Origin of the sequence: Bradyrhizobium sp. Leo170, assembly GCF_004296405.1 — a bacterium.
Taxonomy (GTDB): Bacteria; Pseudomonadota; Alphaproteobacteria; order Rhizobiales; family Xanthobacteraceae; genus Bradyrhizobium.
The window spans coordinates 1-20,552 of record NZ_PSRR01000089.1; the positions used below are offsets into that span (position 1 = coordinate 1).

Annotated in this window: 21 protein-coding genes and 4 pseudogenes; 8 read left to right on the forward strand and 17 right to left on the reverse strand. The window is 61.8% G+C overall.

Features of this window, described 5'->3' with window-relative positions; translation table 11 throughout:
• On the forward strand, window positions 1-1,031 hold a 1,031-nt coding region (locus CWO89_RS17120; RefSeq protein WP_130579953.1), incomplete at its 5' end, for an MFS transporter.
• Here CWO89_RS17120 and CWO89_RS17125 read toward each other — a convergent pair.
• The 10 genes from CWO89_RS17125 to CWO89_RS17170 form a co-directional block, all read right to left on the reverse strand.
• A complete protein-coding gene (locus tag CWO89_RS17125; RefSeq protein ID WP_130579954.1) occupies window positions 1,028-2,371 on the reverse strand; it encodes an MFS transporter in 1,344 nt (447 codons plus the stop codon). The genes CWO89_RS17120 and CWO89_RS17125 overlap by 4 nt on opposite strands.
• Before the next feature lie 61 nt (window positions 2,372-2,432).
• The gene (locus CWO89_RS17130) at window positions 2,433-2,978 is read right to left on the reverse strand and encodes a DUF1993 domain-containing protein (RefSeq protein ID WP_130579955.1); all 546 of its coding nucleotides are present in this window, start codon (window positions 2,976-2,978) and stop codon (window positions 2,433-2,435) included.
• Window positions 2,979-3,093: 115 nt separating this feature from the next.
• The gene (locus CWO89_RS17135) at window positions 3,094-3,720 is read right to left on the reverse strand and encodes a cytochrome P460 family protein (protein ID WP_245476342.1); all 627 of its coding nucleotides are present in this window, start codon (window positions 3,718-3,720) and stop codon (window positions 3,094-3,096) included.
• A 53-nt stretch (window positions 3,721-3,773) separates the two neighbouring features.
• Window positions 3,774-4,091 (reverse strand): GNAT family protein, encoded by a 318-nt coding sequence (locus CWO89_RS49550; protein ID WP_463701593.1) that lies wholly within the window; start codon window positions 4,089-4,091, stop codon window positions 3,774-3,776.
• 137 nt (window positions 4,092-4,228) lie between these two features.
• Window positions 4,229-4,966: a peroxiredoxin-like family protein gene (locus CWO89_RS17145; RefSeq protein WP_130579956.1), complete on the reverse strand. Its 738-nt coding sequence runs from the start codon at window positions 4,964-4,966 to the stop codon at window positions 4,229-4,231.
• Window positions 4,963-5,967, reverse strand: coding sequence for a LysR family transcriptional regulator (locus CWO89_RS17150; protein WP_245476343.1), 1,005 nt, complete (start codon window positions 5,965-5,967; stop codon window positions 4,963-4,965). The genes CWO89_RS17145 and CWO89_RS17150 overlap by 4 nt, the downstream gene beginning before the upstream one ends.
• A gap of 348 nt (window positions 5,968-6,315) precedes the next feature.
• Entirely contained in the window at window positions 6,316-7,002 is a 687-nt protein-coding gene (locus CWO89_RS17160; RefSeq protein ID WP_130579957.1) for an antibiotic biosynthesis monooxygenase family protein, read from the reverse strand.
• A 15-nt stretch (window positions 7,003-7,017) separates the two neighbouring features.
• Window positions 7,018-7,149 (reverse strand): hypothetical protein, encoded by a 132-nt coding sequence (locus CWO89_RS48860; protein WP_282531195.1) that lies wholly within the window; start codon window positions 7,147-7,149, stop codon window positions 7,018-7,020.
• Window positions 7,150-7,253: 104 nt separating this feature from the next.
• Window positions 7,254-8,000, reverse strand: a complete 747-nt coding sequence (locus CWO89_RS17165; protein WP_130579958.1) for a ferredoxin reductase — start codon at window positions 7,998-8,000, stop codon at window positions 7,254-7,256.
• The gene (locus tag CWO89_RS17170; RefSeq protein WP_130579959.1) at window positions 7,993-8,598 is read right to left on the reverse strand and encodes a sulfite oxidase-like oxidoreductase; all 606 of its coding nucleotides are present in this window, start codon (window positions 8,596-8,598) and stop codon (window positions 7,993-7,995) included. The genes CWO89_RS17165 and CWO89_RS17170 overlap by 8 nt, the downstream gene beginning before the upstream one ends.
• Before the next feature lie 421 nt (window positions 8,599-9,019).
• Here CWO89_RS17170 and CWO89_RS17175 point away from each other — a divergent pair, with 421 nt between their 5' ends.
• The 4 genes and pseudogenes from CWO89_RS17175 to CWO89_RS17195 form a co-directional block, all read left to right on the forward strand.
• On the forward strand, window positions 9,020-9,526 hold the full coding sequence (locus CWO89_RS17175) for a HAMP domain-containing histidine kinase (RefSeq protein ID WP_130579960.1): 507 nt from the start codon (window positions 9,020-9,022) through the stop codon (window positions 9,524-9,526).
• Between the two features lie 71 nt (window positions 9,527-9,597).
• Window positions 9,598-9,726 (forward strand): annotated as a pseudogene (locus tag CWO89_RS49555) (DsbA family protein); the annotation flags it as partial.
• 97 nt (window positions 9,727-9,823) lie between these two features.
• Window positions 9,824-10,042 carry a Na+/H+ antiporter NhaA gene (locus CWO89_RS17185; RefSeq protein ID WP_245476344.1) on the forward strand — a complete coding sequence of 73 codons (219 nt, stop codon included), beginning with the start codon at window positions 9,824-9,826 and terminating at the stop codon, window positions 10,040-10,042.
• A 351-nt stretch (window positions 10,043-10,393) separates the two neighbouring features.
• Window positions 10,394-10,657: pseudogene (locus CWO89_RS17195) on the forward strand (SOS response-associated peptidase); the annotation flags it as partial.
• A 136-nt stretch (window positions 10,658-10,793) separates the two neighbouring features.
• Here the strand turns inward: CWO89_RS17195 and CWO89_RS17200 are convergent.
• Window positions 10,794-11,066, reverse strand: coding sequence for a hypothetical protein (locus CWO89_RS17200; RefSeq protein WP_130579961.1), 273 nt, complete (start codon window positions 11,064-11,066; stop codon window positions 10,794-10,796).
• A gap of 434 nt (window positions 11,067-11,500) precedes the next feature.
• On the opposite strand from CWO89_RS17200, the gene CWO89_RS17205 reads away from it, so the two are divergent.
• Window positions 11,501-12,523, forward strand: coding sequence for a LysR family transcriptional regulator (locus tag CWO89_RS17205; protein WP_245476347.1), 1,023 nt, complete (start codon window positions 11,501-11,503; stop codon window positions 12,521-12,523).
• 434 nt (window positions 12,524-12,957) lie between these two features.
• Window positions 12,958-14,037, forward strand: a pseudogene (locus CWO89_RS17215) (IS630 family transposase).
• Between the two features lie 27 nt (window positions 14,038-14,064).
• Here the strand turns inward: CWO89_RS17215 and CWO89_RS17220 are convergent.
• The 6 genes and pseudogenes from CWO89_RS17220 to ku form a co-directional block, all read right to left on the reverse strand.
• Window positions 14,065-15,369 carry an aminomethyltransferase family protein gene (locus tag CWO89_RS17220; RefSeq protein WP_130579963.1) on the reverse strand — a complete coding sequence of 435 codons (1,305 nt, stop codon included), beginning with the start codon at window positions 15,367-15,369 and terminating at the stop codon, window positions 14,065-14,067.
• Between the two features lie 25 nt (window positions 15,370-15,394).
• A complete protein-coding gene (locus tag CWO89_RS17225; protein ID WP_165421203.1) occupies window positions 15,395-15,877 on the reverse strand; it encodes a nuclear transport factor 2 family protein in 483 nt (160 codons plus the stop codon).
• Window positions 15,856-16,806, reverse strand: a complete 951-nt coding sequence (locus CWO89_RS17230) for a TonB-dependent receptor domain-containing protein (protein ID WP_165421204.1) — start codon at window positions 16,804-16,806, stop codon at window positions 15,856-15,858. Before CWO89_RS17230 ends, CWO89_RS17225 begins: the two co-directional genes overlap by 22 nt.
• A gap of 716 nt (window positions 16,807-17,522) precedes the next feature.
• Window positions 17,523-17,828 (reverse strand): annotated as a pseudogene (locus CWO89_RS17235) (thiamine pyrophosphate-binding protein); the annotation flags it as partial.
• A 27-nt stretch (window positions 17,829-17,855) separates the two neighbouring features.
• Complete coding sequence (locus CWO89_RS17240; RefSeq protein ID WP_283813539.1) at window positions 17,856-19,256, reverse strand: aldehyde dehydrogenase family protein; 1,401 nt, start codon at window positions 19,254-19,256, stop codon at window positions 17,856-17,858.
• A 24-nt stretch (window positions 19,257-19,280) separates the two neighbouring features.
• Window positions 19,281-20,210 (reverse strand): non-homologous end joining protein Ku, encoded by a 930-nt coding sequence (gene ku, locus CWO89_RS17245; protein ID WP_245476345.1) that lies wholly within the window; start codon window positions 20,208-20,210, stop codon window positions 19,281-19,283.
• A gap of 174 nt (window positions 20,211-20,384) precedes the next feature.
• Here ku and CWO89_RS45910 point away from each other — a divergent pair, with 174 nt between their 5' ends.
• Window positions 20,385-20,525, forward strand: coding sequence for a hypothetical protein (locus CWO89_RS45910; protein ID WP_165421202.1), 141 nt, complete (start codon window positions 20,385-20,387; stop codon window positions 20,523-20,525).
• The last annotated feature ends 27 nt before the right edge of the window (window positions 20,526-20,552 follow it).

The window sequence follows — 20,552 nt, forward strand, 5'->3', positions numbered from 1 at the left end:
CCCTGATCGGGGCCACCTATCCGCGCGCGGAGCGAAACCGGGCGATCGGCGTATGGGCCGCGGCATCGGCTCTCACCACCGCCGGAGGTCCTGTCCTGGGCGGCTGGCTGACCGAGACGTTTGGCTGGCCATCCGTGTTCTGGATCAACCCGCCGCTCGCGCTCGTCGCAGTGGGAGTCCTGCTGGTCTTCGCGCCGAAAGATGGCCGCATCCAGCGCAGGTTCGACGTGATTGGCGCCGCGATCCTCGCTTCGGCGATCGGAGCGCTCACCTGGGCGCTCAGCCAAATCGGCCCTAGTGAAGCTCAGGCCGCTGCGGACACTCCAGCCCCGCCGGGCACGGTGCTCACAATCGTCGCCGGGCTTGGCATTGTCGGGCTCGCCGTCTACGCGTTCTGGGAGCTCAGAAGCGAACACCCGATGACGCCACCTCGCCTGGTGGAGAACCGCGCCTTCCTCGGGCTGAACGTCGCCACCCTGATGGTCTATGCGGGGGTTTCGATCATGTTCTTTCTGCTACCCTTTGACCTCGTCGATCGCCGCGCCCTGTCGTCGACCGATGCCGGGCTGGCATTCCTGCCCTTCACGCTCGGCGTGGGACTCTTGTCGAATTTCTTCGGCGGGTTGGCGGACAAGATTGGCGCACGGGCCATGCTCGTCGCGGGTCCGGCAGGTGCGGCACTCGCGTATATCTTGATGGCGCTCGGCCGGGACGAATCCCTGATGCTCGGCGTGCTCGGACCCATGACCCTGCTGGGCCTGTCCTTCGCTGTGCTCGTGGCGCCGCTCACTGCGTCGGTCATGTCGAGTGTGGATCAGACCGACGAAGGGCTCGCCTCCGGCATCAACAATGCGGCGAGCCGGATTGCACAGCTTGCCGGGGTAGCACTGGCCGCCGGCGTCGCGTCTTTCGCGTCCGGCCACGAAGTCGGTCTTGCCGTAGCCGCTGCGGCCTCGATCGGCGGCGCCTTTACAGCTGCAATAACCCCGACGCCGGCCGCGGCGAAAGCGGGCGGCTCGGGAGGGACTTAGAATCTGAACCGACGAGCGCTGCTGGTAGCGGCTCCCATCAGAGCGAAGGCCATTCCGGCGACCAAACAAAAGACCGCGCCATGATCTCCGCCCAGGCCCAAGATCAGTGAGACCAAGGCGGAACCAAGTGACCATCCGACGTAGCGCGCCGCGGCATTCATCCCACTCGCAGCCCCGCTACGCCCTATGGGTCCAGCCGTCATCATCGCAGTGTTGTTCGGGGTCTGGAAAAGGCCAAAGCCGATACCGCAAAGGGCCAGCCGCCATACGACATCCCACTTCGCCGGAGTTGTCGGCAAGAAGACCATCAGAACCAAACCGGCCGCCAACAACGCCAAACCAATGCTGCAAATCACCGAGGCAGGATAGCGGATTGTCAAGCGACCGGCGATTGGGGCCGTGACGGCAGTCATGAACGGCCAGGGCGTCAAGAGAAAACCTGTCTCCACGGCCGAAAGATGCATCCCCGTCTCAAATAAGAACGGCAAGGAGACGTAAGCTAGAATTTGTGCTGCATAGGAGCAGACAGATGTCCACACCGATAGGGTAAACAGAGGTATACGGAAAAGATCGAATGGTAACGTTGGCACAGGGTGCTGGCGCTGTTGTCGAACGAAGAGGCTAAAACAGACAAGACCTGCAACGATCTCTCCCATCGCAATACGCCCATCGCCAATACCCAGCGTGCCGGCACCGACGACGAAAAGTCCGAACGCTAACGCATTGAGAGCGGTCCCGGTCAGATCGAAAGGGCGAGCAACCCGAACGTCTGATGGAGCAGCGGCAATGAATAGCGGTACCGCGAGGCCGAATGGCACATTCACCAGAAACAACCAGGGCCATTTTGCCACGGCAAGTATTGTCGCCGCGATGGTAGGACCCAATGCTCCAGGTATCGCCACTGCTAATGCGACCAACGCGAGGCCCTTGCTGACCATGCGGTGCGGATAAATCACGCGTACAAATGCAACGCCGGCCACAGCAACGCCGGCCGCTCCAGCACCCTGAATCAAGCGCGCACTCACCAGCATCGGCAATGTTGGAGCGAAGGCGCAACCCAACGACGCGAGAACAAAAATAGCTAGGCCGGCGGCATAAACACGCTTCAGACCGAGTGATTCGGCCAGACTTGCAACGGGCAACAAGCAGACCGTTGCCGAAAGCTGATAGGCATTCACGATCCAAACGGTCGCCGCGTCACTACTTGCGAACGAACGCGAGATATTCGGCAAGGCAATATTCACGATCGCGCTTCCGAGGGAACTTAGACCAAGTCCAAGCAAGATGCAGAGCATTACCCAGCGGCGCTTCGACGCCGCTAAACATTCGACGCCGCCCATCAGGATGCAATCTCCGGCGCGAACTTTGGGCGGGGCCCGTGCCGCGCACCGCGCCCGCCTCTCACGAGTAGTCACCGCCGCTCTGCTGGCTGAGGTTGCCGAGGTAGTCGCGCTTCCCGATCTTCGCTCCGAGGTGCCGAAGAATCGCGTGCGCAATCGAGATGTGGAAGAAGAAGTTGGGCAGCACCAGGTGCCGGATGTAATCGTCGCCGCCGAACCACCCGCGCACGATAGGCGGCGTCAGCTCGTATGTGTGGGACCGCGCGCCGGCAATCTCGTCCGGCCGCACGTTTTGCAAGAAGTCGCGCGTCTCGAGGAGCCGGCCCTTCAATGCAGGGTACATCATGGGGGTGTTGTGGGGTGCTGGCGCGTCGCGCTGCATCAGCTTCGCCATGTGTGCGTAGACCTTGTTGCAGCTCACGGAAAACTGTTCTCCGAAAGTCAGCATGTCGGTCGCGAGCCGCTCGCCAAGGATCGTCCCAGGCTCAATCCCCCTGGTCCGCTCGAGCGCTTGGGCGTGGTCGAGATAGTCGTCCATCACGTTCAGTCCGTGCACCATGACAGGGACCGTGATGTCATAGACCGAGAAGGACACGTCGAACTCCATGCGCTCGTTTGTACTCTGAACGTCGATCGGACCCGCAAGGCCGATAGCCGAAACGAATGGTCACAACAGGCTCTTCAATCTTCCAGATTGCCGCACCAGCTTGCGGGATTCGACATTACCTCCGCGAAACTGCGGCAAGAGAAGAGCGCCCACGCATACGGTCGCCTAGTGACGCAGGACGGGATATCCATTCACATAAATCCAGTCCGTGGCCTGGGCCGGCACGTGGCACCCCTGGCAATCGGAATGGTAGTCCGTCGAGGTGGTCTTGAGCGGCTTGTCCGCGTCGAACCACGACCCATCCCCACCCGTCGCCCCACAACGGGTTGCCGGGGTGCGTTCCCTTACTGTCTCTCACCATGACGAACCAACCCTTGAGCTTGTCGGCGTGGCTCACCGTGCCGGTGGTTATCTCGTTCGTCGAGGTCTCGAGGACCTCTTTCACCAGAACGGCGCCGTCCGGGAAGTGCCCTGTCTTCCGGTAGGCGTCGATTGCCCCCGCAGATGCGTAGACGGCGTGCATTTCCTTCGAGCCTTGGCCGCTGTCGGCGGCAATTGCCCAGTTCCCGAGCGCTTGGTAGAGGGTTCGATAGTCTGCCGGTACGCGCAGGTGCCCGGCGGCGTCCACCACGTTCGCGGTCGGGTCGGCCGGAGCCGCTCCGCTGATCTGAGCGAGCGCCGCCACGGTGCCGGCGACCAGCGAGACGGCGACGGCTAGTCCGACAGTCCTCGATAATTTCATAGGGGTTTCCTGCTGCCCGCGCGCGGCACGGCGGCTCGGCGCAATGGCTTCAATCAATGTCGGGCCGGCCGCGCGTGCTCGGCCGGTCCAGCGGACCAGAGGATCGGATACAGCCGACGAAATCGGAAATTCCCTTTGGACATGCATTCGATAGGCGTGAGGTATCGTCGTCCAAAAGCGCCGTGCGCGCCGGCGTCCCGTCTGTCGGCGATCAGCCGTCGAGGAGTGCGGCGTACTCCGGGTGCCGGGCGGCGTAGGAGGACATGAAGGGGGCACTTCGCGATCACTCTTCTCCCGTCGCGTCGCAACGCTTCGAAAACGCCATGCGCCAGCCTCGATCCATACCCTAGGCCGGATAGCTCTTGTGGCACCTCCGTGTGGAGCAGGACGACGCGACCGTCTTCGACCTTGTAGTGGGCGACTGCGAGCGCGCGCTGTCGTAGAGGGGCATTTCAAACCGGCTCATCGCCGGATTGTCCCGGATGTCGCTCTCCACCTTCTGCCTTCCTCAGTAGGACGTGGAAGCGGCCTGGCGCAGCGAGACCAAGATTTGCGCGGGCTCCTCCCGTATCGTGAAGTCGGGCTCGACGAACGCGCTGCGGATCCGGCCTTCTGCGTCGATCACGTAGGTCGCGGGAATGGGCAACATCCACACCGGTGACCCGTGCCGGGCGCCGAAGTCGAAGCCTAGCCTGGAATAGTGCGCTTTGGTCTCGTCGGGCACGCGGAACAGCACGCCATACGACATGGCAACGCCGTAGTCGACGTCGGAGAGCACCTTCAGGTCCAAGCCCAGGCCTCGCTTGAGCTGCCGCGGGAAGTCCCTCGTCTCGGGTGTCACGACTGCGAGGGTCGCGCCGACGCTCTCGAACTCATCCTTCGCGGCCTGGAGGGCGCAGAGCTCAGCGCTGCAGAACGGACACCAGCCGCCTCGGAAGAAGCTCAGGACGAGTGGTCCGTTGCGGCGCAGCTGTTCCGAGGAGTGGAGACGGCCGTCGGCATCCGGCAGGAGGAAGTCGGGCGCGTCGTCTCCGACCTTCAACGCGTGCGATGCCACGTCTGTATCGCGGAGCCAGCCCACGAGGTGGTTGTATGACTCCCAGTCCGCGGCGCTGAACGTCGTGAACAGCTCGGTGCGAACCCGGGCGAGTGTCTTGTCGGTCTGGTTTGGCATCGGCGGGGAGTTATCAGGCTGAGGATCGATTGGCTGGAAACGGCTGGCCGCCGGCGTGCGTGTCCTGGTCATGCGGGCGCCCTCGCCACTTCCGGGACCGCTGCGTGCGGCACGCCCCGGTCGGGGACTTCGACCGACCAGTCGCGAAGCCGCGCGACCTTGACGAAAGCGTCCAGCGCCGGCGAGTAGCGACGCCCTTGCACAGCCAGCAGCCGCACCTCGCGCGAAACCGGGCAGCCTTCGAGCGGAATGGTCTTGAGCGTCGGAAGGCGCGGCATGTGCTCGGGCGCGAGTATCACGCCGAAGCCAGCGGCGGCCATGTGCTGCAGGTGCAAGTCGTGACCGCTGCAGTGACCGCGTTGGGGCGGTTTCTCGGGGAAATACGATTGCAGGATCTTCGGGGCGACGTCGCAGTCGGCGCGTTCCAGCAAGATGGTCTCACGGAGGTCGTCGATGCCGATCGAGGGACGGTTTGCGAGCTGGTGTGTCCGCGCGAGAACCGCGACGTAGTGCTCCTCGAACAGCGACCAGTCGTCGATGCGAGCAGGTATGTCCTGCACGTCCCCGACCATTGCGGCGCCGATCTCCCCCTCGAGCAAGAGGTCGACGAGCTTCTCCGCCGCGCCCTCGCGCAGCTCGACGTGAAGTCCAGGGACAAACTTTGCGATCTCTGCGATCGGATCGAGGACGAGCGACGCCGAGATGGATGGGGCGAGGCCGATTTTCAGTGGCGCGACGTCCTTGCGTTGGAACTCCTGGGCTCGGCGACGCACCGCCTCTGCCGAGGCCAGTGTGCGCTCCAGCATCGGAAGGACTTCCTTTCCAAGATCGGTGAGCTGCGTCAGCTGGCGTTCGCGGTAGATCAACTGTCCGCCGAGTTCCTGCTCGAGCTTCTGCACCCCCTTGGTCAGGGCGGGCTGCGTGACATTGCACTGCTCGGCCGCGCGGGTGAAGTTGAGCGTGGACGCGACGGCGAGGAAGTAGCGAACTTGATGAAGCTCCATGGGTTGTTCTCCGTCAAGGTGCGGCCGTCGATACTGACGAGCCTTTGCACTCGACGACGTGACGGGCACGTCGCAATCATGAGGGCGTAGATGCTACTTGTGGGCACACGTTGGAACGGCTCGGTCGATTGATTTGGACGCACGGACACGCTTTCCGGAACTTCTGAGAGCCGGGCCAGTGCACTGTGAGGTGGGCGAGAACCAGACGGGCCGCCGCGCCGGGTGTGCGCGATGCCGAAACACGATCGTCAGCGCTGAGATCAATCGTTGGACAACAAGCGGAGCAAGCCCCAACGACAATTCGTCAACCGCCAACACGTCTGGGCGAGCCATGATCCTGAGAACCTACGCTAGGCGGGTTGGCGCCATCCACTGGCGGGGACCACGATTTGGCTGGCTCTTCCGGACGGAGCGGTGTCAGGCGTGGAGGGTCTCGCCGCCCTTGGCATCTGCGTAGTATTGAGGCGCCTCGCGACGGTCGTATTTCCCGTAGTCGCGCACAATCCGCACTCTCCGGACCCTCGCCTTGTCGAGCGGCGCGGAAGCATCTTCGTAGGCCTGCGCCGCAGCGGCGTCCTTCCAGGATATGAGCAGAATCAGGTCGCCGGGCGTGAGCACGGCGTCGAAGATGTCCCAAGACGTGCAGTCGGCGGCCCAAGGGTTCAGTCCGAGCCACTCGGCGCACTCGTACGGGTTGTTGGTCTGCTTCCACTCCGCGGGGCGCGTCGCGTTGATCAGCATGACCGTCGTTCCCTCCCCGACTTCGGTCTCATCGAGCCGCTGCCCCGTGAGGGCGTACCCAGCGGGCACCTGATTGTCGGCAGTGATCTCGCCTACGCGGAGATGGTAGTCCGCGAGGATTTCGTCGCGGCCCTTCTGCTGGACCTCATGGTGGCGCATGCGGGTGCGCCAGCGGACAAGCGACTTCTCGTCCCGCCAGTTCGAAAGCGAAAGGATCCAGCCCTCGCGGGTCAGGCTCTTGTAGCGGATGTTGCCGACGAAGCCTTCGACCTGCTCCAGCTCGGGGCGCAGCATCTTGGCGTTGTCGAGGTAGTCATCCCAGTTCTCTTTATCGGGGAGGACTTCGAAAATCACTGAAAACATGGTCGTATCCCGCTTCTAGAGTGCTGCAGCGAAGTCGGTCTCGATGTCGGAGTGCCCCAGCCATGCGCGCCGCCTTCGCAGCAGAAGACCTTCGAGCCATCGATCGATCGTCTTGGACAGCATCCGCGTGGCTCCCGTTTCGTTCACTGTTGCGTATCCTTGCATTCAGCGCGACCGTGATCGCCGCAGGCCGCACGGATAATCTGGCGTTTGCGAAAATTATCCTCTCGCGAAGCGAGAGGGATCGTCTCTCAAGCGCCGTAGCGCTCGGTCTTGATCGCCCCGGCTTCCAGTCCCAAAGCGAGCGCGGCGTCCGCCGCGATGTCGACGAAGGCGTTCGACCCGCACACGAAGGCGCAGCCGGGGGACACAGGCAGCCGCCCCGCGACGCTAGCGACCATCCTGCCGTCGATCCGCCTGCTGAAGTCGGTGCGGCGCATCGCCGGCTCGCGTGTCAGAGCCAAGGCGAGCACGAAGTCGGGAAGCGACCTCTCCAGCTCGAGGAGCTCGTCCCTGAACAGCACGTCACCCCAGGTCCTGGAGGAGAGCAACAGCGCGACAGGCACTGGCTCTCCGCTGGCTTTCCGATACCGGATCATCGCCATGAGCGGCACGACGCCGGAGCCGGCGCCGATCAAGAGCACTGGTTTGTTGGAAGGCCCCGGCCAGAGAAAGTGTCCGCCAAGCGGCCCGCGAAGCTCGATCGTGTCGCCTACTTGGGCGACGTCGTGGAAGAACGGGGAGACCTCACCGTCCGGGAGGCGCTCGATCGCCAGCTCGATCACCTTGGAATCGCTCGGGGCCGAGGCGATCGAGTAGCTGCGCATGGCAGTGTAGCCGTTGGGCGCAGTCAGCCGCACGTCGACGTGCTGTCCGGCCGTATAGTCGAACGGTTCGGAGAGGCGGAGAAAGAAGCTCTTGATAGCCGACGTTCTCGTCGCGACCTCGACAATCGCACAGCTCTGCCATCGCGCGGTTGCGGCAATCGCTTCAGTCATTCGTGTATCGCTGCTCTTTCCACGGATCGCCGTACATGTGGTACCCGCGCAGCTCCCAGAAGCCGGCCTCGTCGCGCTCCGTGAACTGAAGCCCGTTCACCCACTTCGCCGACTTCCAGAAGTAGAGATGCGGAACGAGCAGGCGCGCCGGCCCCCCATGGTCGCGCGGCAGCGGCTGGCCTTCGTACTTGAGCGCGACCATCGCCTTCCCCATTGCGAGGTCGGCGAGCGGCACGTTGGTGGAGTATCCATCGTAGCAATGTGCGAGTGCAAACGGAGTGGGTGCGGTAAGGCCAGCGTCGGCGAGGATGTCGTCGACGGCTACGCCCTCCCAGGCGGTGTTGAGCTTCGACCACGAGGTCACGCAGTGGATGTCTCGCGTCATCTTGGTTCGTGGGAGCGCGTTGAACTCCGACCAGCTCCACGCTTTGACCGGACGAGGTCCGACCTTGAGCGTGAAAGTCCGGTCCGCGGGCTCGATTCGCGGCGTGGGGCCGGCCGTAAGCACCGGGAAATTGTCGACGAGGTGCTGTCCCGGGGGAATCCGGTCCGATAGTTCTGATCCGGATTGGCGGCCTGTGAAACCGCGAGTGACCATAGCGGATTTCCTCCGTCGGCGGGTGAAAGGAGCTTAGTCCCGCACAACACGCTAAGCTGCTGTGCGCCAGATGAGCAAGGTACCGGCGAAGCATGGAATTCCGCTCGGCGAATGGGAAATGACGTCACGCCATGAAGTCGATAGCCGCGCGTTATGATGGCCGTAGGCACGTGAACATCTCTTCGCGGTCGCCGAGAGTTCCGCTCGGGCGAGTGCTCGCAGACCGAAGCGCCGCACTCCCTCCGCAGCGGTGCCAAGCGTCTCTCAGCCATTCCCGATAACGGTCGGCTATCGACTCCATGGCGAGAGGTGATTTTCCTTTAGACCGTCATAGACTCAATCTTCGAGCTGCAGTCGCCCCCCCTCGTGTACGGGCCGAAGTCGGCGTTCCGTTGAACGATCGCAAGCCAGGAGGTCCGACATGCGGATCAAAGAGACACCCCACGTTACCTTCCCGGGCGTGGTCGAGAGCCCTCCGCCGGAGGATGTCGTCGTGCTCGCGGACAGCGGCGTCGCGCTTGGAGTACAGCGCGCATTCGGTGCGAAGGTGCGGAGCGTCTGCGATGACGGCAGCGGCCTCATCGCGTCGAGGTGCGTGGAGATTCCGCTCGTCGGGCGTCGCGGCGAGATCTCCGGGATCCTGTGCCGGACCGCCCCATGGTCCGACACGCGCGGCGTGTTCTCCTCCCGCGGGCCGGAGGGGGCGGGGGCGATCGGGGACGTGGCGCAGTTCGTGGTCCACGACATCAACAACCTTCTCGCTGTGATCGGCAGCGGCCTGCGGTTGCTCGAGTGCCAGAGCGACGCCGCATACCGAAAGGCCATCGTCAGCAAGATGCAGCACGCGATCACGCAAGCAGCGTTGCTCAGCCGTCAGTTTCTCGACGCTGCGCGACCACGCGCCGAGTCTCAGCGATGGAGCTCATGATCCCGCCCGGCGGCCTCGACCGTCCGGTCGACCACGAGACGGACCACGTGCTCGGCCCGACCGATGCCGAGATGACGCTCGTCGAGTACGGCAGCTACGCGTGTCCGCACTGCAGGGCTGCCAACGAGCCCATCGCGCAAGCACGCGACCAACTCGGCGACCGCGTCTGCTACGCCTTCCGGCACAGGCCACTCACGGACATCAGCCTTGCGTTTCGGGCCGCCGAGCTCGCTGAGCTTGCCCAGACACCCGAGGCGTTCTGGTCGGCGCAAGCCGGCGGAGTACACGTGGCGGCAGTTGGCCGGGGCAGGAGCTCTCGCTGGCATCGGTTTCACGATCTCGCTCTTCATCACCGGGCAGGCGTTTCCAAGCGCCACCGACTTCTCAGCCGCCAAGATCGCCGTGTTCGCCGCGTCGATTCTTTCGGCCGTCGTTGGGACTGCCCTGCTCTGGGGAGCTTCGCGCCAGGAGCTGATCGAAGACGCGCCGCAGAGCGCTGGCATGCAAGTGTCATAGCCCGGTGTTTATGCGGATCGTGAACGGAGGGCTTTCGATGATTTTACCTGCCGGTACGACAATAGCAGTTGCTGACGGCGAGACGATGCGCCTGTTCCACAATACAGGCGTGAAGGCGCCCCATTGGACGGCGGTGGATACGGTACCATAGAACCATCCACTTAGAAGGCCGCTGAGTCGTACCAGGCGTCAGGCTCCAAACAGCTCAGGGCGTTTCGAAAGCCTTTCAGCGCCTCGCGCAGGCGCTCCAGCGGCCCTCATGCCACGAGATCCTACTGCCAAGCCGCCGAGGGCGCGGGAGCCGGCACACTAGAGGCAGTGTCAGCCAGGGCAAACGAGCTGATCGGTCGGACCTTCAAAGGCGACCGGGGCACAAAATCGAAGCCGATACCAGGACCGCATCTGGTCTACGGCTTTCTCACCACAGCGCCGAATGCAGTTGTCACGCCGATCCATCCCAAAGCCATGCCGGTGATCCTGACGACTGATGAAGAGCGAAATGTTTGGATGCGCGCACCGTGGGATGAAGCGAAGGCGTTACAGCGACCGTTGCCTGACGATGCGCTTAAGATCGTGATGCGGGGCGAGGACAAGGAAGACAAAACAGCGGCGTGATGCCTGTAGCATTATCGACGACAACACGCTGAAAAAATCGACGGCACCCGCATACGCCGTGTTTAGGGGGTCCAGAATGGAAACTTGTAGGGTCAACGTTTGCTGTCGACCGATGCGAATTGCATGGGCGGTTCACTCAACAGATCGCGATGCGATCCGCCGTGCTGTCAAATTGACCAATGCGCTTTGAGGAGGACGGCACAATCCGATTGTATTTGCGGATCACCCCGAAAATGCCAAGCGACTGATTGATGTTTTCCGGGCCGATCACATCGTCCCTCTTGGTGGCGCGCCGGAATTGCAGGCCCTCCGTGATGAATATCCGCATCTGATAAACCCATTTTTGCAACACGAGTTGTTCGTTGATCGTCAGTTTGGGCAAGGGCGATCCTATCTTCTCGATGTTCAAAACGCGCTCATTTACTGGGAGTAAGCGGCGGGACTGGACCGGTGCGCGTGAGCATGGATTCCACCGGATTGTTTGGGACAACTCCGATCCGATGGCAGATGCGTGGTTGTTTCAATTTGGCGCGTTTCCCGAGCACAATGAAATAGGAATCGATTACGCATCCGTTCTTAGGCAGGCTACTGAAGCACCTGACTTCCGAATCGACCCCGCCGCACCCGTCTCTGACGAAGTCTTTGACCTGTGCCTAGACGCTCGATCTCCTGCCGCCATGAGCGATCGGTTCCGACGACACCGGCTTGGGTGAGCGGATGTTTGAAGACTGAGAGGTGGACCGATGGAGAATGCCCGAAAGGGCTGCGGGGCCACGCGGCTACGCCTCTGATTTCACTCCCAAAGTCGCCCCTGCGGACGTTGCGGACGGACCATTGCGCAGAATGCCGCCATTGAAAATCCGGTATTATTCAATACAAGCTATCAGCATTATGGATATCAGACGGCTCGACCTGAACCTGCTTCTCCTGCTCGACGGGCTCTTCCGTGCTCAGAACCTGTCGGCGGTATCCCGTCAATTGGGAATGAGCCAGCCGATGGCCAGCGCGGGCCTGCGCAAGCTGCGGGACTTCTTTGGCGATCCCATGTTTCTGTCGACGGGCCGCGGCATGCGGCCGACGCCTTTTGCAGAATCGATCGCCGAAGCCGTCCGGACGGTGCTGTCCACCGTCGATCAGCAGATACTCCGCAAACCGCGCTTCCTGCCGGAAGAGAGCGACCGCGTCTTCACGGTTACGACCTCGGACATTGGTGTTCTGATCTTCATTCCGCCGATCCTCCAACGCATCCGCACAATGGCTCCGGGAGCCAGGCTGCGATGCGTGCCGACGTCACATGAGGATCTGGAGGACGCGCTTGAAAGCGGCGGGATCGATCTTGCGATAGGCTATTTTCCAGACCTCATCGGCCCAAACATTGTGACCGAAGACCTCTTCGATCACCCGTTCACCTGCATCGTCCGCAAGGACCATCCGACGATTGGCGATACCTTGTCGCTTGAACAGTTTCTTGCGGCAGACCACATCGTCGTCAACCAGCAGGGCCGCAGTCAGGAGATCTTTGAGAAGCGGGTCCGAGAACTCAAGTTGCAGCGCCGCGTGGTTCTGCACTTACCGCACTTCATGAGCGTGCCGCGGTTGATCGCAACGAGCGACATGATTTCCATCGTCCCGTTCTCACTCGGGGCCTGGTACGCGGACGCAGGCCTGAAGCTCCTGCCCCCGCCAGTCTCCATACCTCTCATTGAATTGAAACAGCACTGGCATCGCCGGATGGACAACGAACCCGCCGTGCGTTGGCTTCAATCGATCGTCGCAGAGGAGCTGCGTGATCGCGATCCCGCGCTGGCCATGTCGGCCGATTATGCCAAGTCGCGCGCCAAGGCTGCGGAGCCGCGCCGTCAGTGAGCCGATCCTGCGCCCAAGGCGCCATACGCATCGCCCGAACATCAGGCGTGACGCGCTGGAGGCACCCGTATTGAGCGGCTTTCGCACGCACCTCATGGAGCCGGAACTATTCAAGGAGCTCTGCACGAGTGCTCCCGCGCCCAATGCCTCGACACCGGACGGCATCGCTTTCGATGGTCTGGCACAGTAGTAGTCCAAAGGGGGTCGAACCATACGCTTCAGAAGGATGCAGACGACGAGCAGGCTTGCGACCGCGAGACAATCGGCCGTACGTCCAAAGATATCGAACTCGAAGCCGAAGACTGGGCTGGGAGAAATACCCGACAACCCGCCGGCGCTGCCGGTCAGCCAGGAGCTCTAGTGTCTCGAATCTGAAGTTCAGCGGACTCCAAATCGACTCGAAGATAGGAGACTGTCCTCATGGTTTGAGGAGGATGGTTATGGGTCGACGCTTTGCTCCGCTGGACTTGAATGAGGTTGAACGCGCTGAGTTGGCGTCGCTGGCCTCGCGCCGAAGCACGGCGCAGGGCTTGGCGCAACGAGCCCGGATCATCCTGGCCTGTGCTGATGGCGAGCAGGGCAAGATCGTGGCGGCTCGCCTGGGTATTGATCCCGATACGGTCGGCAAGTGGCGTCGGCGCTTCGCCGAACATCGGCTTGAAGGTCTTCGGGATGGGCCGCGATCAGGGACGCCGCGTACGATCGAAGATGCCCGGATCGAGGCGGTGATCGTCCGCACCCTTGAGACGAAGCCGCCCAACACCACCCACTGGAGCTCGTGCAGCATGGCGCGGGCCAGTGGACTGTTGGTCTCGACGGTACAGCGGATATGGCGCGCCTTCGGCTTACAGCCGCATCGGTTGGAGACCTTCAAGCTTTCAACCGATCCCGACTTCGTCGCCAAGGTTCGCGACGTCGTCGGTCTCTACGTGGCCCCGCCCGAGCGGGCCATCGTGTTGTGTGTCGACGAGAGCTCACAGATCCAGGCACTGGATCGCAGCCAACCCACGTTCCCCATGCGGCCTGGTCAGGCGGAACGCCGCAGTCACGATTACAAGCGCCATGGCACGACATCGCTATTTGCCGCCCTCGACATCGCAACTGGCCGGGTCATCGGCAAGTGTTACGGGCGCCATCGCGCCACAGAGTTCCGCAAGTTTCTCAATGAGATCGAGGCCGCCGTTCCAGACGATCTGGACGTGCATCTCGTCATGGACAATTACGCAACCCACAAGACGCCGCTGATCCGCAACTGGCTGGAGCGCTAGCACGTCCATCTGACGCCCACCAGTTCATGCTGGCTCAATCAGGTCGAACGTTTCTTTGCCCTCATCACCGAGCGCAAAATCAGGCGCGGCATCTATCGCAGTGTGGCGGCGCTACGTGCCGAGATCACGGCTTTCATCGAACATCAGAACGCCGACCCAAGGCCATTCCGATGGACCAGATCAGCCGACGACATTCTCAGCTCCATCGAACGCTTCTGCGCTTACAATGCGCCAGCCAAAGCCTAAAATGCCATGAACTTCTGGTTCAGGACACTAGGCGCGTACGAGTGCCGGTTCGGCCGCCAAATCTGCGCGCCGATTGTCCTTCTTGTAAGGGGCCGGGTGGACTGTAGCGCGGATCGTGCGCTGGGGAGTCCCTGGTGTACCCCACACTACCTCGACCTGACTGCCAAGCGTCGCAGCCTCCGGATTTAGGAAAGCAATTGCGAGCACGCGGCGGAAATAAAGACTGTAGCCGGGCGTTGATGAAATGCCGACCGGTCGGCCACTCTCCAGTACCTGATCCGCCCAGACCACCCACCGCTGCGGATGCGGGATATCCATGAAGTCGTAGGGTTCGCCGCCGCGGAACAGCGAGGCGTAGATGTCGACCACGTCGCGGCTGTCGAATTCCAGAGTCACGCGCTGCTTGCTGCGTCCCTCCGCCACTTCCCGCTCCAGCGCCACGCGGCCAGTGAAATCATGGTCGAACTTGACACTCTTGCCCCAACCGAGATCGAACGGGCTCATCATGTAATCGTTGATGCTGGCACCTTCGAAGCTGCCGCGCAGCGACGGCGGCGTGGTGAAGCAGTCGCTCCACCTGTTCATCGTGAACTCGAAAAAGCCGTCGCAGTTCGCGCTGAACATGTCGGGTGTATAGTGCCACAGCCCGGTTGGGAATGCCGCCTCCAAATGGTTGATCATCGCAGTGCGGCGGCCAAGGCGGCGGATGCCGTGCGGCGCCCCGGCGGCGAGCAACGCATCCTGCACCGCTTGCTTGTCAGCCTCGTCGCCGTGCAGTTCGAAGCCGATTTCGCCTGCCATACCCTGGCGTAGGGCGTAGACCTCCCGCCCGGCGATGCGGATTTCGCGGAAGCGCATGAATTTGATGTCGGTAAGCGGCTCGCCTGCCGCCGCCTCGCAGACCGCCAGCGCCGCGGGACCGGAGACCTGCAGCTGGAAGGTGTTGAGCTTGCGCGAGGTGACGTTGTAACCGCCCTTGCTGAGCAGGAAGTCGCTGAACACCGCCGGGCCCGATTGGACGCGGAACACGTCCTCCGCCATTCGCATCAGCACGCCTTCGACGATCACATTGCCGTCGTCGTTGCAATAGACGACATGTTTGGCGCGTCCGATCTCGAACACTTCGTAGCTGTTAACGGTGTGCTCGCGGAAATGCTTGAGTGCGTCGGGCCCGCGCACCTCGAGGTCCATCAGGAAAGACCAGTCGCCCAGGTAGCAGGTCGTTTTCCACGACAATTGCTCGTCCTGCCACGACGTATATTCAGGTCCGCCCCAACCGGTCGGATAACCGGGCGTCTGATTTCGAAGTGCAGCAATGATGGCGAAAGTCATGACAACATCGTCCCTCTTGGTTGGATCAGGCGAGCAGCTTCGGCTCACCGCTCATGATGCAATTCGCCAAGACGAACTTGCCGTCTTCCAGATGATAGTGAATGAACTGGGGCAGATCGATCGTCATTCCTTGCTTGATCGGCTTCAAGCTCGGGAAGTCCGACGCCGCGATGGTTTCCGGGGTCAAATCCCGCTTCGCTTCAATCCGCACCCGAGCTTCCATAAACAGGCTGCGCTCGTCGATCAGGATGCGATCCGGGATGATCGTCTCGTTGATGTAGGAGTGCAGGAAGCCATAGAAGGACTTCACCGTCTCGCGACAATTGAATAGCTCTGTGCCTTCGAACTGAACCGAAAAACTATCCGCCCAATAATCAGCTAACTTGTCGTAGTCTCGGGCGTTGAAGGCCTTCAGGTATGACTGGAAGTCGGACAAATTCATGGCTTCACTCCAAAAAGACGTTAACCCGCTGCGATCGCTTGTAATCAATGCGATTGCTGTAGACATTCAGAATTCGTAGCGTAGGTCGAGATAGATAGTCCCAGGCAAAGTGTATGACTGGTGCCGAACAGTGGCGTGGCCGCCAGCCCGCTAAATCCGCGGATCGCCTTGTCGGCCAGGTTCTTGCCCGACAGCGCGATCGACCAGCCACGATAGAGGCATCGAGGAGCCAATAGCTTGGCTCGCGGTCGAGCGGATCTTGGCTCGACTGGTATTGCGCGCCATCGTTGTAATAAGCGCGGCCGCGGGTACGCAACTCGAGGCGCTCGCTGATCGGGAAGCCGTAGGCGATGTTGGCGCTGGCGGTGAAGTCCGGCACCGCATCGAGCCGGCCACCGCGCGCGTTCTGAGTCGCGGGGCTGCAGGTCGACTAGGCGAGCGTGATGATGTGCAGCCCGATCCCGGATAATCGTTACAGCGGGCGTGTATGTAGGCGAGGTCGCCGCTCTGATCGTCAGTCCCGGCGCCAGCAGCAGGCTCGCATCCGCTTCGATGCCCTTGGCTGTCGCTGAGGCGGCGTTGGTGGTCCGGATGCTGCCGTTCTGCTGCGCCTGCGACGCCTGCAGGTTCTTGTACTTGGCGTGGAAGGCGGCGACGTTGAAGCGCGCGTGGCCGAGCGACAGCTTGGCGCAGACCTCGAAGTTGCGCGCCTTCTCGCTGTCATATTCAAACGAGGCGGTCGCAAAGCCGTTCTCGGGCGCGATTCCGGTCTTCTCCTGGTCGTTGAAGCCGCCGGCCTTGGTGCCGGTGGTGAAGCTTGCGTAAGCCGAGAATTTGCGGCGCGGCTTATAGTTGATGCTGATCGAGGGATTCCACGCGTTGAACGTGCGACGCCGATCGTAGACGCTGGTGCGGATCTTGCTCGGATCGGCCGGGTTGAGATAGCTGAAGGAGCCGGCGACGGATAGCCGAAGCTTCGTTCTGGTGCTGGTCATCATGATCCTCCCCAGCGGCGGGCCGAGTCGGACCGCCGCTCATTGTTACCCTCGGGCTTATTCAACGTTACCACTCAGGTCTATTCAACATGTTTAGTTTCTAGAATGAATGAGGGCTGTGGCTTAGGCGTGATAAGGCTCACCCGATCAGAGCCGCTCGGGGCAGAGGCTCTAGCGTTGGATTGAAAAGCCTGCTTAGCGTTGTAGTTCTAGCTCCGAAGGCGAAGGCTACACATTCGAATCGTGTCGGGTGCGCCATTTCATCACATGGCTAAGCACCACTTCGAGAACTGACGCGAGCTACGTTGTAGAGAGGAGTATCCCCGGGCTGCATGTCCAAACTTGTCACGCTCCGTGTCCAACTCGCGCGCGGACCTTATTTTCATGTCATGCTCTGGCACCTTCCATAGCGACGCCCGTTGTGCCACCACACCAGATACGCCTCGATCGCCGGCGCCTTGGTGAGCCACCCGCGATCGATGCTGTCTTTCCGGGCAGTTCCTTTAGACGCGAGAGCGCGACGGTTCAGCCCTCAGCGCGAGCTGATGCATGTCGACAATCGCCACCGCGACGAACGTAATGGCGACGCACGCGGCGATGACGGCGAAGAACATAGTCGCACCATACTTAAGAGCGAACGTGCCAATATAGGCGCGGACGATGGCCCCCGCCCGGCCGAATCCGGTCGAAGCTAGCACTGGCGCGTTGCAGCCTTAGGCGGTGAGCAGAGCGGCAGACGCATTCAGGATGCCGGGACCGAGCACCACAGCGAAGACACCCGGCCGTACGCTCGCACGCGCATAACCAAAGGCCATATAGCCCGACGTCTGTTCATGGCGGGCACCGATCGTACGTATCCGATTTTGATTCCGTGCCAAAGCATCTGTCAATCCGTATATCTGAGCGCTGGCCAACGCGAAGACAGTGTTCACACCGCGCGCGATCAGGCCTTCGATGATCGCTCCGCCGCCGGTGAGCGAGAGGGCGGTCGAATTAGACAGGGGAGTTGGGGCGGCGTTCATGATGTTCCCCTGAACCCGACGGCGGCATCAATAGGTGATGCAGACGGCCTTCTCTTCGGTGTAGGCGTCCAGCCAGCGCGGTCCGAAATCGCGGCCTATGCCGGATTGCTTGAAGCCGCCGAACGGGAGGTTGGGATCAATCGGCACATGGCTGTTGACCCAAACGGTACCCGCATCGATCTGCGGGATCAGGTCGAAGGTGGCACCAAGATCGCGAGTCCAGAGACTTGCTGCCAAGCCCATTACGCTGTCGTTCGCAGCCTTCACGGCGTCTTCGGCGTTCTCGACGCGGGTGAGCGTGAGGACGGGCCCGAACACCTCCTCTCGAACGAGCTTCGCCCTGTTGTCGGGATTGAGAATCAAGGTGGGCCGAGCATAGTAGCCCGAGGGATCGGGGCCGTCTGCGCCCTGCAGCAATTCTAGGCCTCCCGTCGCTGCGTCATCGAGATAGGACATAACCTTCCCGAGATGCCCAGCCGAGACCAACGGGTTGATCTGCGCGTCCGGATCGAGACCGGGGCCGACCACAAGGCCCTTGACCGCGCTTTCCATCCCGGCAGCGATGGTGTCGAACAGGGTGCGCTCAACATAAACACGCGAGGCGGCGGCGCAGACCTGGCCCTGGTTGAAGAACGCGCCCATCATGAGGCCCCGGATCGTGGCCTCGGGATCCGCATCTTTAAGCACGATTGCCGGGTTCTTACCGCCGAGCTCCAGCGAGACCCGCGTCATGTTGTCCATGGCGGCGCGGCCGATCATTTTGCCTGTTTCGGTCGATCCTGTGAAGCTGACCTTGGAGACGTGTGGCGAGGAAACGAGCGCGCGTCCTGTCGCGCCGTCTCCGGTTACAACATTGAACACGCCTTTGGGAATACCAGCCTCAATGGCGAGTTCCGCCAGCCTGAGCGCGGTCAGCGGCGTCAGTTCAGACGGCTTCAGCACAATGGCGCAGCCCGCCGCCAGCGCCGGCACGACCTTCCAGAGCGCGATTGCAAGCGGGAAGTTCCAAGGAACGATGCCGGCGACGACCCCTATCGGCTCGCGGCGCGTGAAGGCGGTCGCGCGTGTGCCCGGGGCCGCTAAAGAGACGTCGAGCGTCATGCCCGTGATCTTGGTGGCAAGACCTGCGGCATAACGCGTCCATTCGATGGCTCCGCCGACTTCGACATTTCTGGAGATGCCGATCGACTTTCCCTGCTCAAGCGTCTCCAACTGAGCGAGCGCATCCGCTTCGCGCTCAAGCAGATCGGCGAAGCGGAGCAATAGGCGTTCGCGATCGACCGGGCGCCTGTCCCGCCACCTACGATCACGGAACGCCGCATGCGCGGACTGGATGGCCTGTTTCCACCGTCGTGACGGAAGCGACCGGAACGTGCGCGATAACTTTGCCGGTCGACGGGTCGCGTACGGGCAGCGCGGTGCGGGCATCGCCCTCAACAAGCTCTCCCTCGATCAGACTGCCGTGCCGTCGCCCGAGAAATGCGGCGACGGCACCATCGATCTGGAACGGGTCTTCATGCACCATTTCACTCTCCCGATTTGTCTACTGTCCCGCAAAACGGACGGAAGATCGAGCCCATCGCGCCGTAATCGCCATGAAAACCGTCGCTGGGCAATGCGCCGTGATCTGAGTCCTGGATGTTGGATAGCTCGACTGCTCGAGCTGATCTTGTCGCCGATAAGTGTTCGTCTGCCCGCGCGCTTCTGATTGATGAGATCGATGAGGGCGGTTTCGTACTGGTCTTCGAACTTGTCCGGCTCGAAATGGCCCGCCTTCTGATTGACGATGTGTTTGGCGAGATCGAGCATGTCCTTGGTGACTTTGACGTCCTGAATTTCGTCGAAATACTCCTTCTCGGAGCGGACTTCGTAGGGATAGCGCAGCAGCGTTCCCATCAACCCCTTGTCCAGCGGATCGAGGGCGATGATGTGCTCCCGATTGGTCAGCACCACGCGACCAATCGCGACCTTGTTCATCTCACGGATCGTTTCGCGGATGACGGCGAAGGCGTCGTGGCCAACTTTCCCGTCCGGCACCAAGTAGTAGGGGCGGATCAGATATCGCGGGTCGATCTCGCTCCGATCGACGAACTCGTCGATCTCGATCGTTCGCGTCGATTCCAGCGCGACGTTCTCAAGCTCCTCCTTCGTCACCTCGATATAGGTATCGGTATCGACCTTATAGCCCTTGACGATGTCCTCGTTGTCGACCTCCTCGCCGGTGTCGGCGTCCACCTTGGCGTACTTGATCCGATGGCCGGTCTTTCGGTTCAGCTGGTTGAACGAGACTTTTTCGGATTCCGACGTGGCCGGATAGAGCGCGACGGGACAGGTAACGAGGGAAAGACGGAGGAAGCCTTTCCAGTTGGCGCGGGGGGCCATCGCGGGGAACTCCATTACTGATGTCGGAATCAAGACGAACGGCTCAGCTTGGTTCCGACATCACATCCTTCCCCCCGGGATGATTTTTTTCTCAGTGGCTAGCCGGAGCGGACTCGACATTTGTTCTTGTTCTGTTCTAATTCGGGCATGACCGACCGACCCGCGAGCTGGCGCATGCCGACCCCGAAGCAGATGGAAAAGCTGGCCGCCGAGGCCGCCCACAGGCCGACACCTTCCGCTGCGGCTCCGGATGCACCGCTTCCGGCCGAATACTGGGACTCGGTGCTCAAAGATCGCCGCGAGCAAATGAACTGATATTCAAGTGAAGCGGGCGGGCATAGA

Excerpts from the sequence above, each read along its gene's own strand:
- CWO89_RS17125 (WP_130579954.1), bottom strand. The coding sequence starts at position 2,371 with ATGGGCGGCGTCGAATGTTTAGCGGCGTCGAAGCGCCGCTGGGTAATG.
- CWO89_RS17130 (WP_130579955.1), bottom strand. The coding sequence starts at position 2,978 with ATGGAGTTCGACGTGTCCTTCTCGGTCTATGACATCACGGTCCCTGTC.
- CWO89_RS17135 (WP_245476342.1), bottom strand. The coding sequence starts at position 3,720 with ATGAAATTATCGAGGACTGTCGGACTAGCCGTCGCCGTCTCGCTGGTC.
- CWO89_RS17145 (WP_130579956.1), bottom strand. The coding sequence starts at position 4,966 with ATGACCAGGACACGCACGCCGGCGGCCAGCCGTTTCCAGCCAATCGAT.
- CWO89_RS17160 (WP_130579957.1), bottom strand. The coding sequence starts at position 7,002 with ATGTTTTCAGTGATTTTCGAAGTCCTCCCCGATAAAGAGAACTGGGAT.
- CWO89_RS17165 (WP_130579958.1), bottom strand. The coding sequence starts at position 8,000 with ATGACTGAAGCGATTGCCGCAACCGCGCGATGGCAGAGCTGTGCGATT.
- CWO89_RS17170 (WP_130579959.1), bottom strand. The coding sequence starts at position 8,598 with ATGGTCACTCGCGGTTTCACAGGCCGCCAATCCGGATCAGAACTATCG.
- CWO89_RS17175 (WP_130579960.1), top strand. The coding sequence starts at position 9,020 with ATGCGGATCAAAGAGACACCCCACGTTACCTTCCCGGGCGTGGTCGAG.
- CWO89_RS17205 (WP_245476347.1), top strand. The coding sequence starts at position 11,501 with ATGCCGCCATTGAAAATCCGGTATTATTCAATACAAGCTATCAGCATT.
- CWO89_RS17220 (WP_130579963.1), bottom strand. The coding sequence starts at position 15,369 with ATGACTTTCGCCATCATTGCTGCACTTCGAAATCAGACGCCCGGTTAT.
- CWO89_RS17225 (WP_165421203.1), bottom strand. The coding sequence starts at position 15,877 with ATGTCTACAGCAATCGCATTGATTACAAGCGATCGCAGCGGGTTAACG.
- CWO89_RS17230 (WP_165421204.1), bottom strand. The coding sequence starts at position 16,806 with ATGACCAGCACCAGAACGAAGCTTCGGCTATCCGTCGCCGGCTCCTTC.
- CWO89_RS17240 (WP_283813539.1), bottom strand. The coding sequence starts at position 19,256 with ATGCCCGCACCGCGCTGCCCGTACGCGACCCGTCGACCGGCAAAGTTA.
- ku (WP_245476345.1), bottom strand. The coding sequence starts at position 20,210 with ATGGCCCCCCGCGCCAACTGGAAAGGCTTCCTCCGTCTTTCCCTCGTT.
- CWO89_RS45910 (WP_165421202.1), top strand. The coding sequence starts at position 20,385 with ATGCCGACCCCGAAGCAGATGGAAAAGCTGGCCGCCGAGGCCGCCCAC.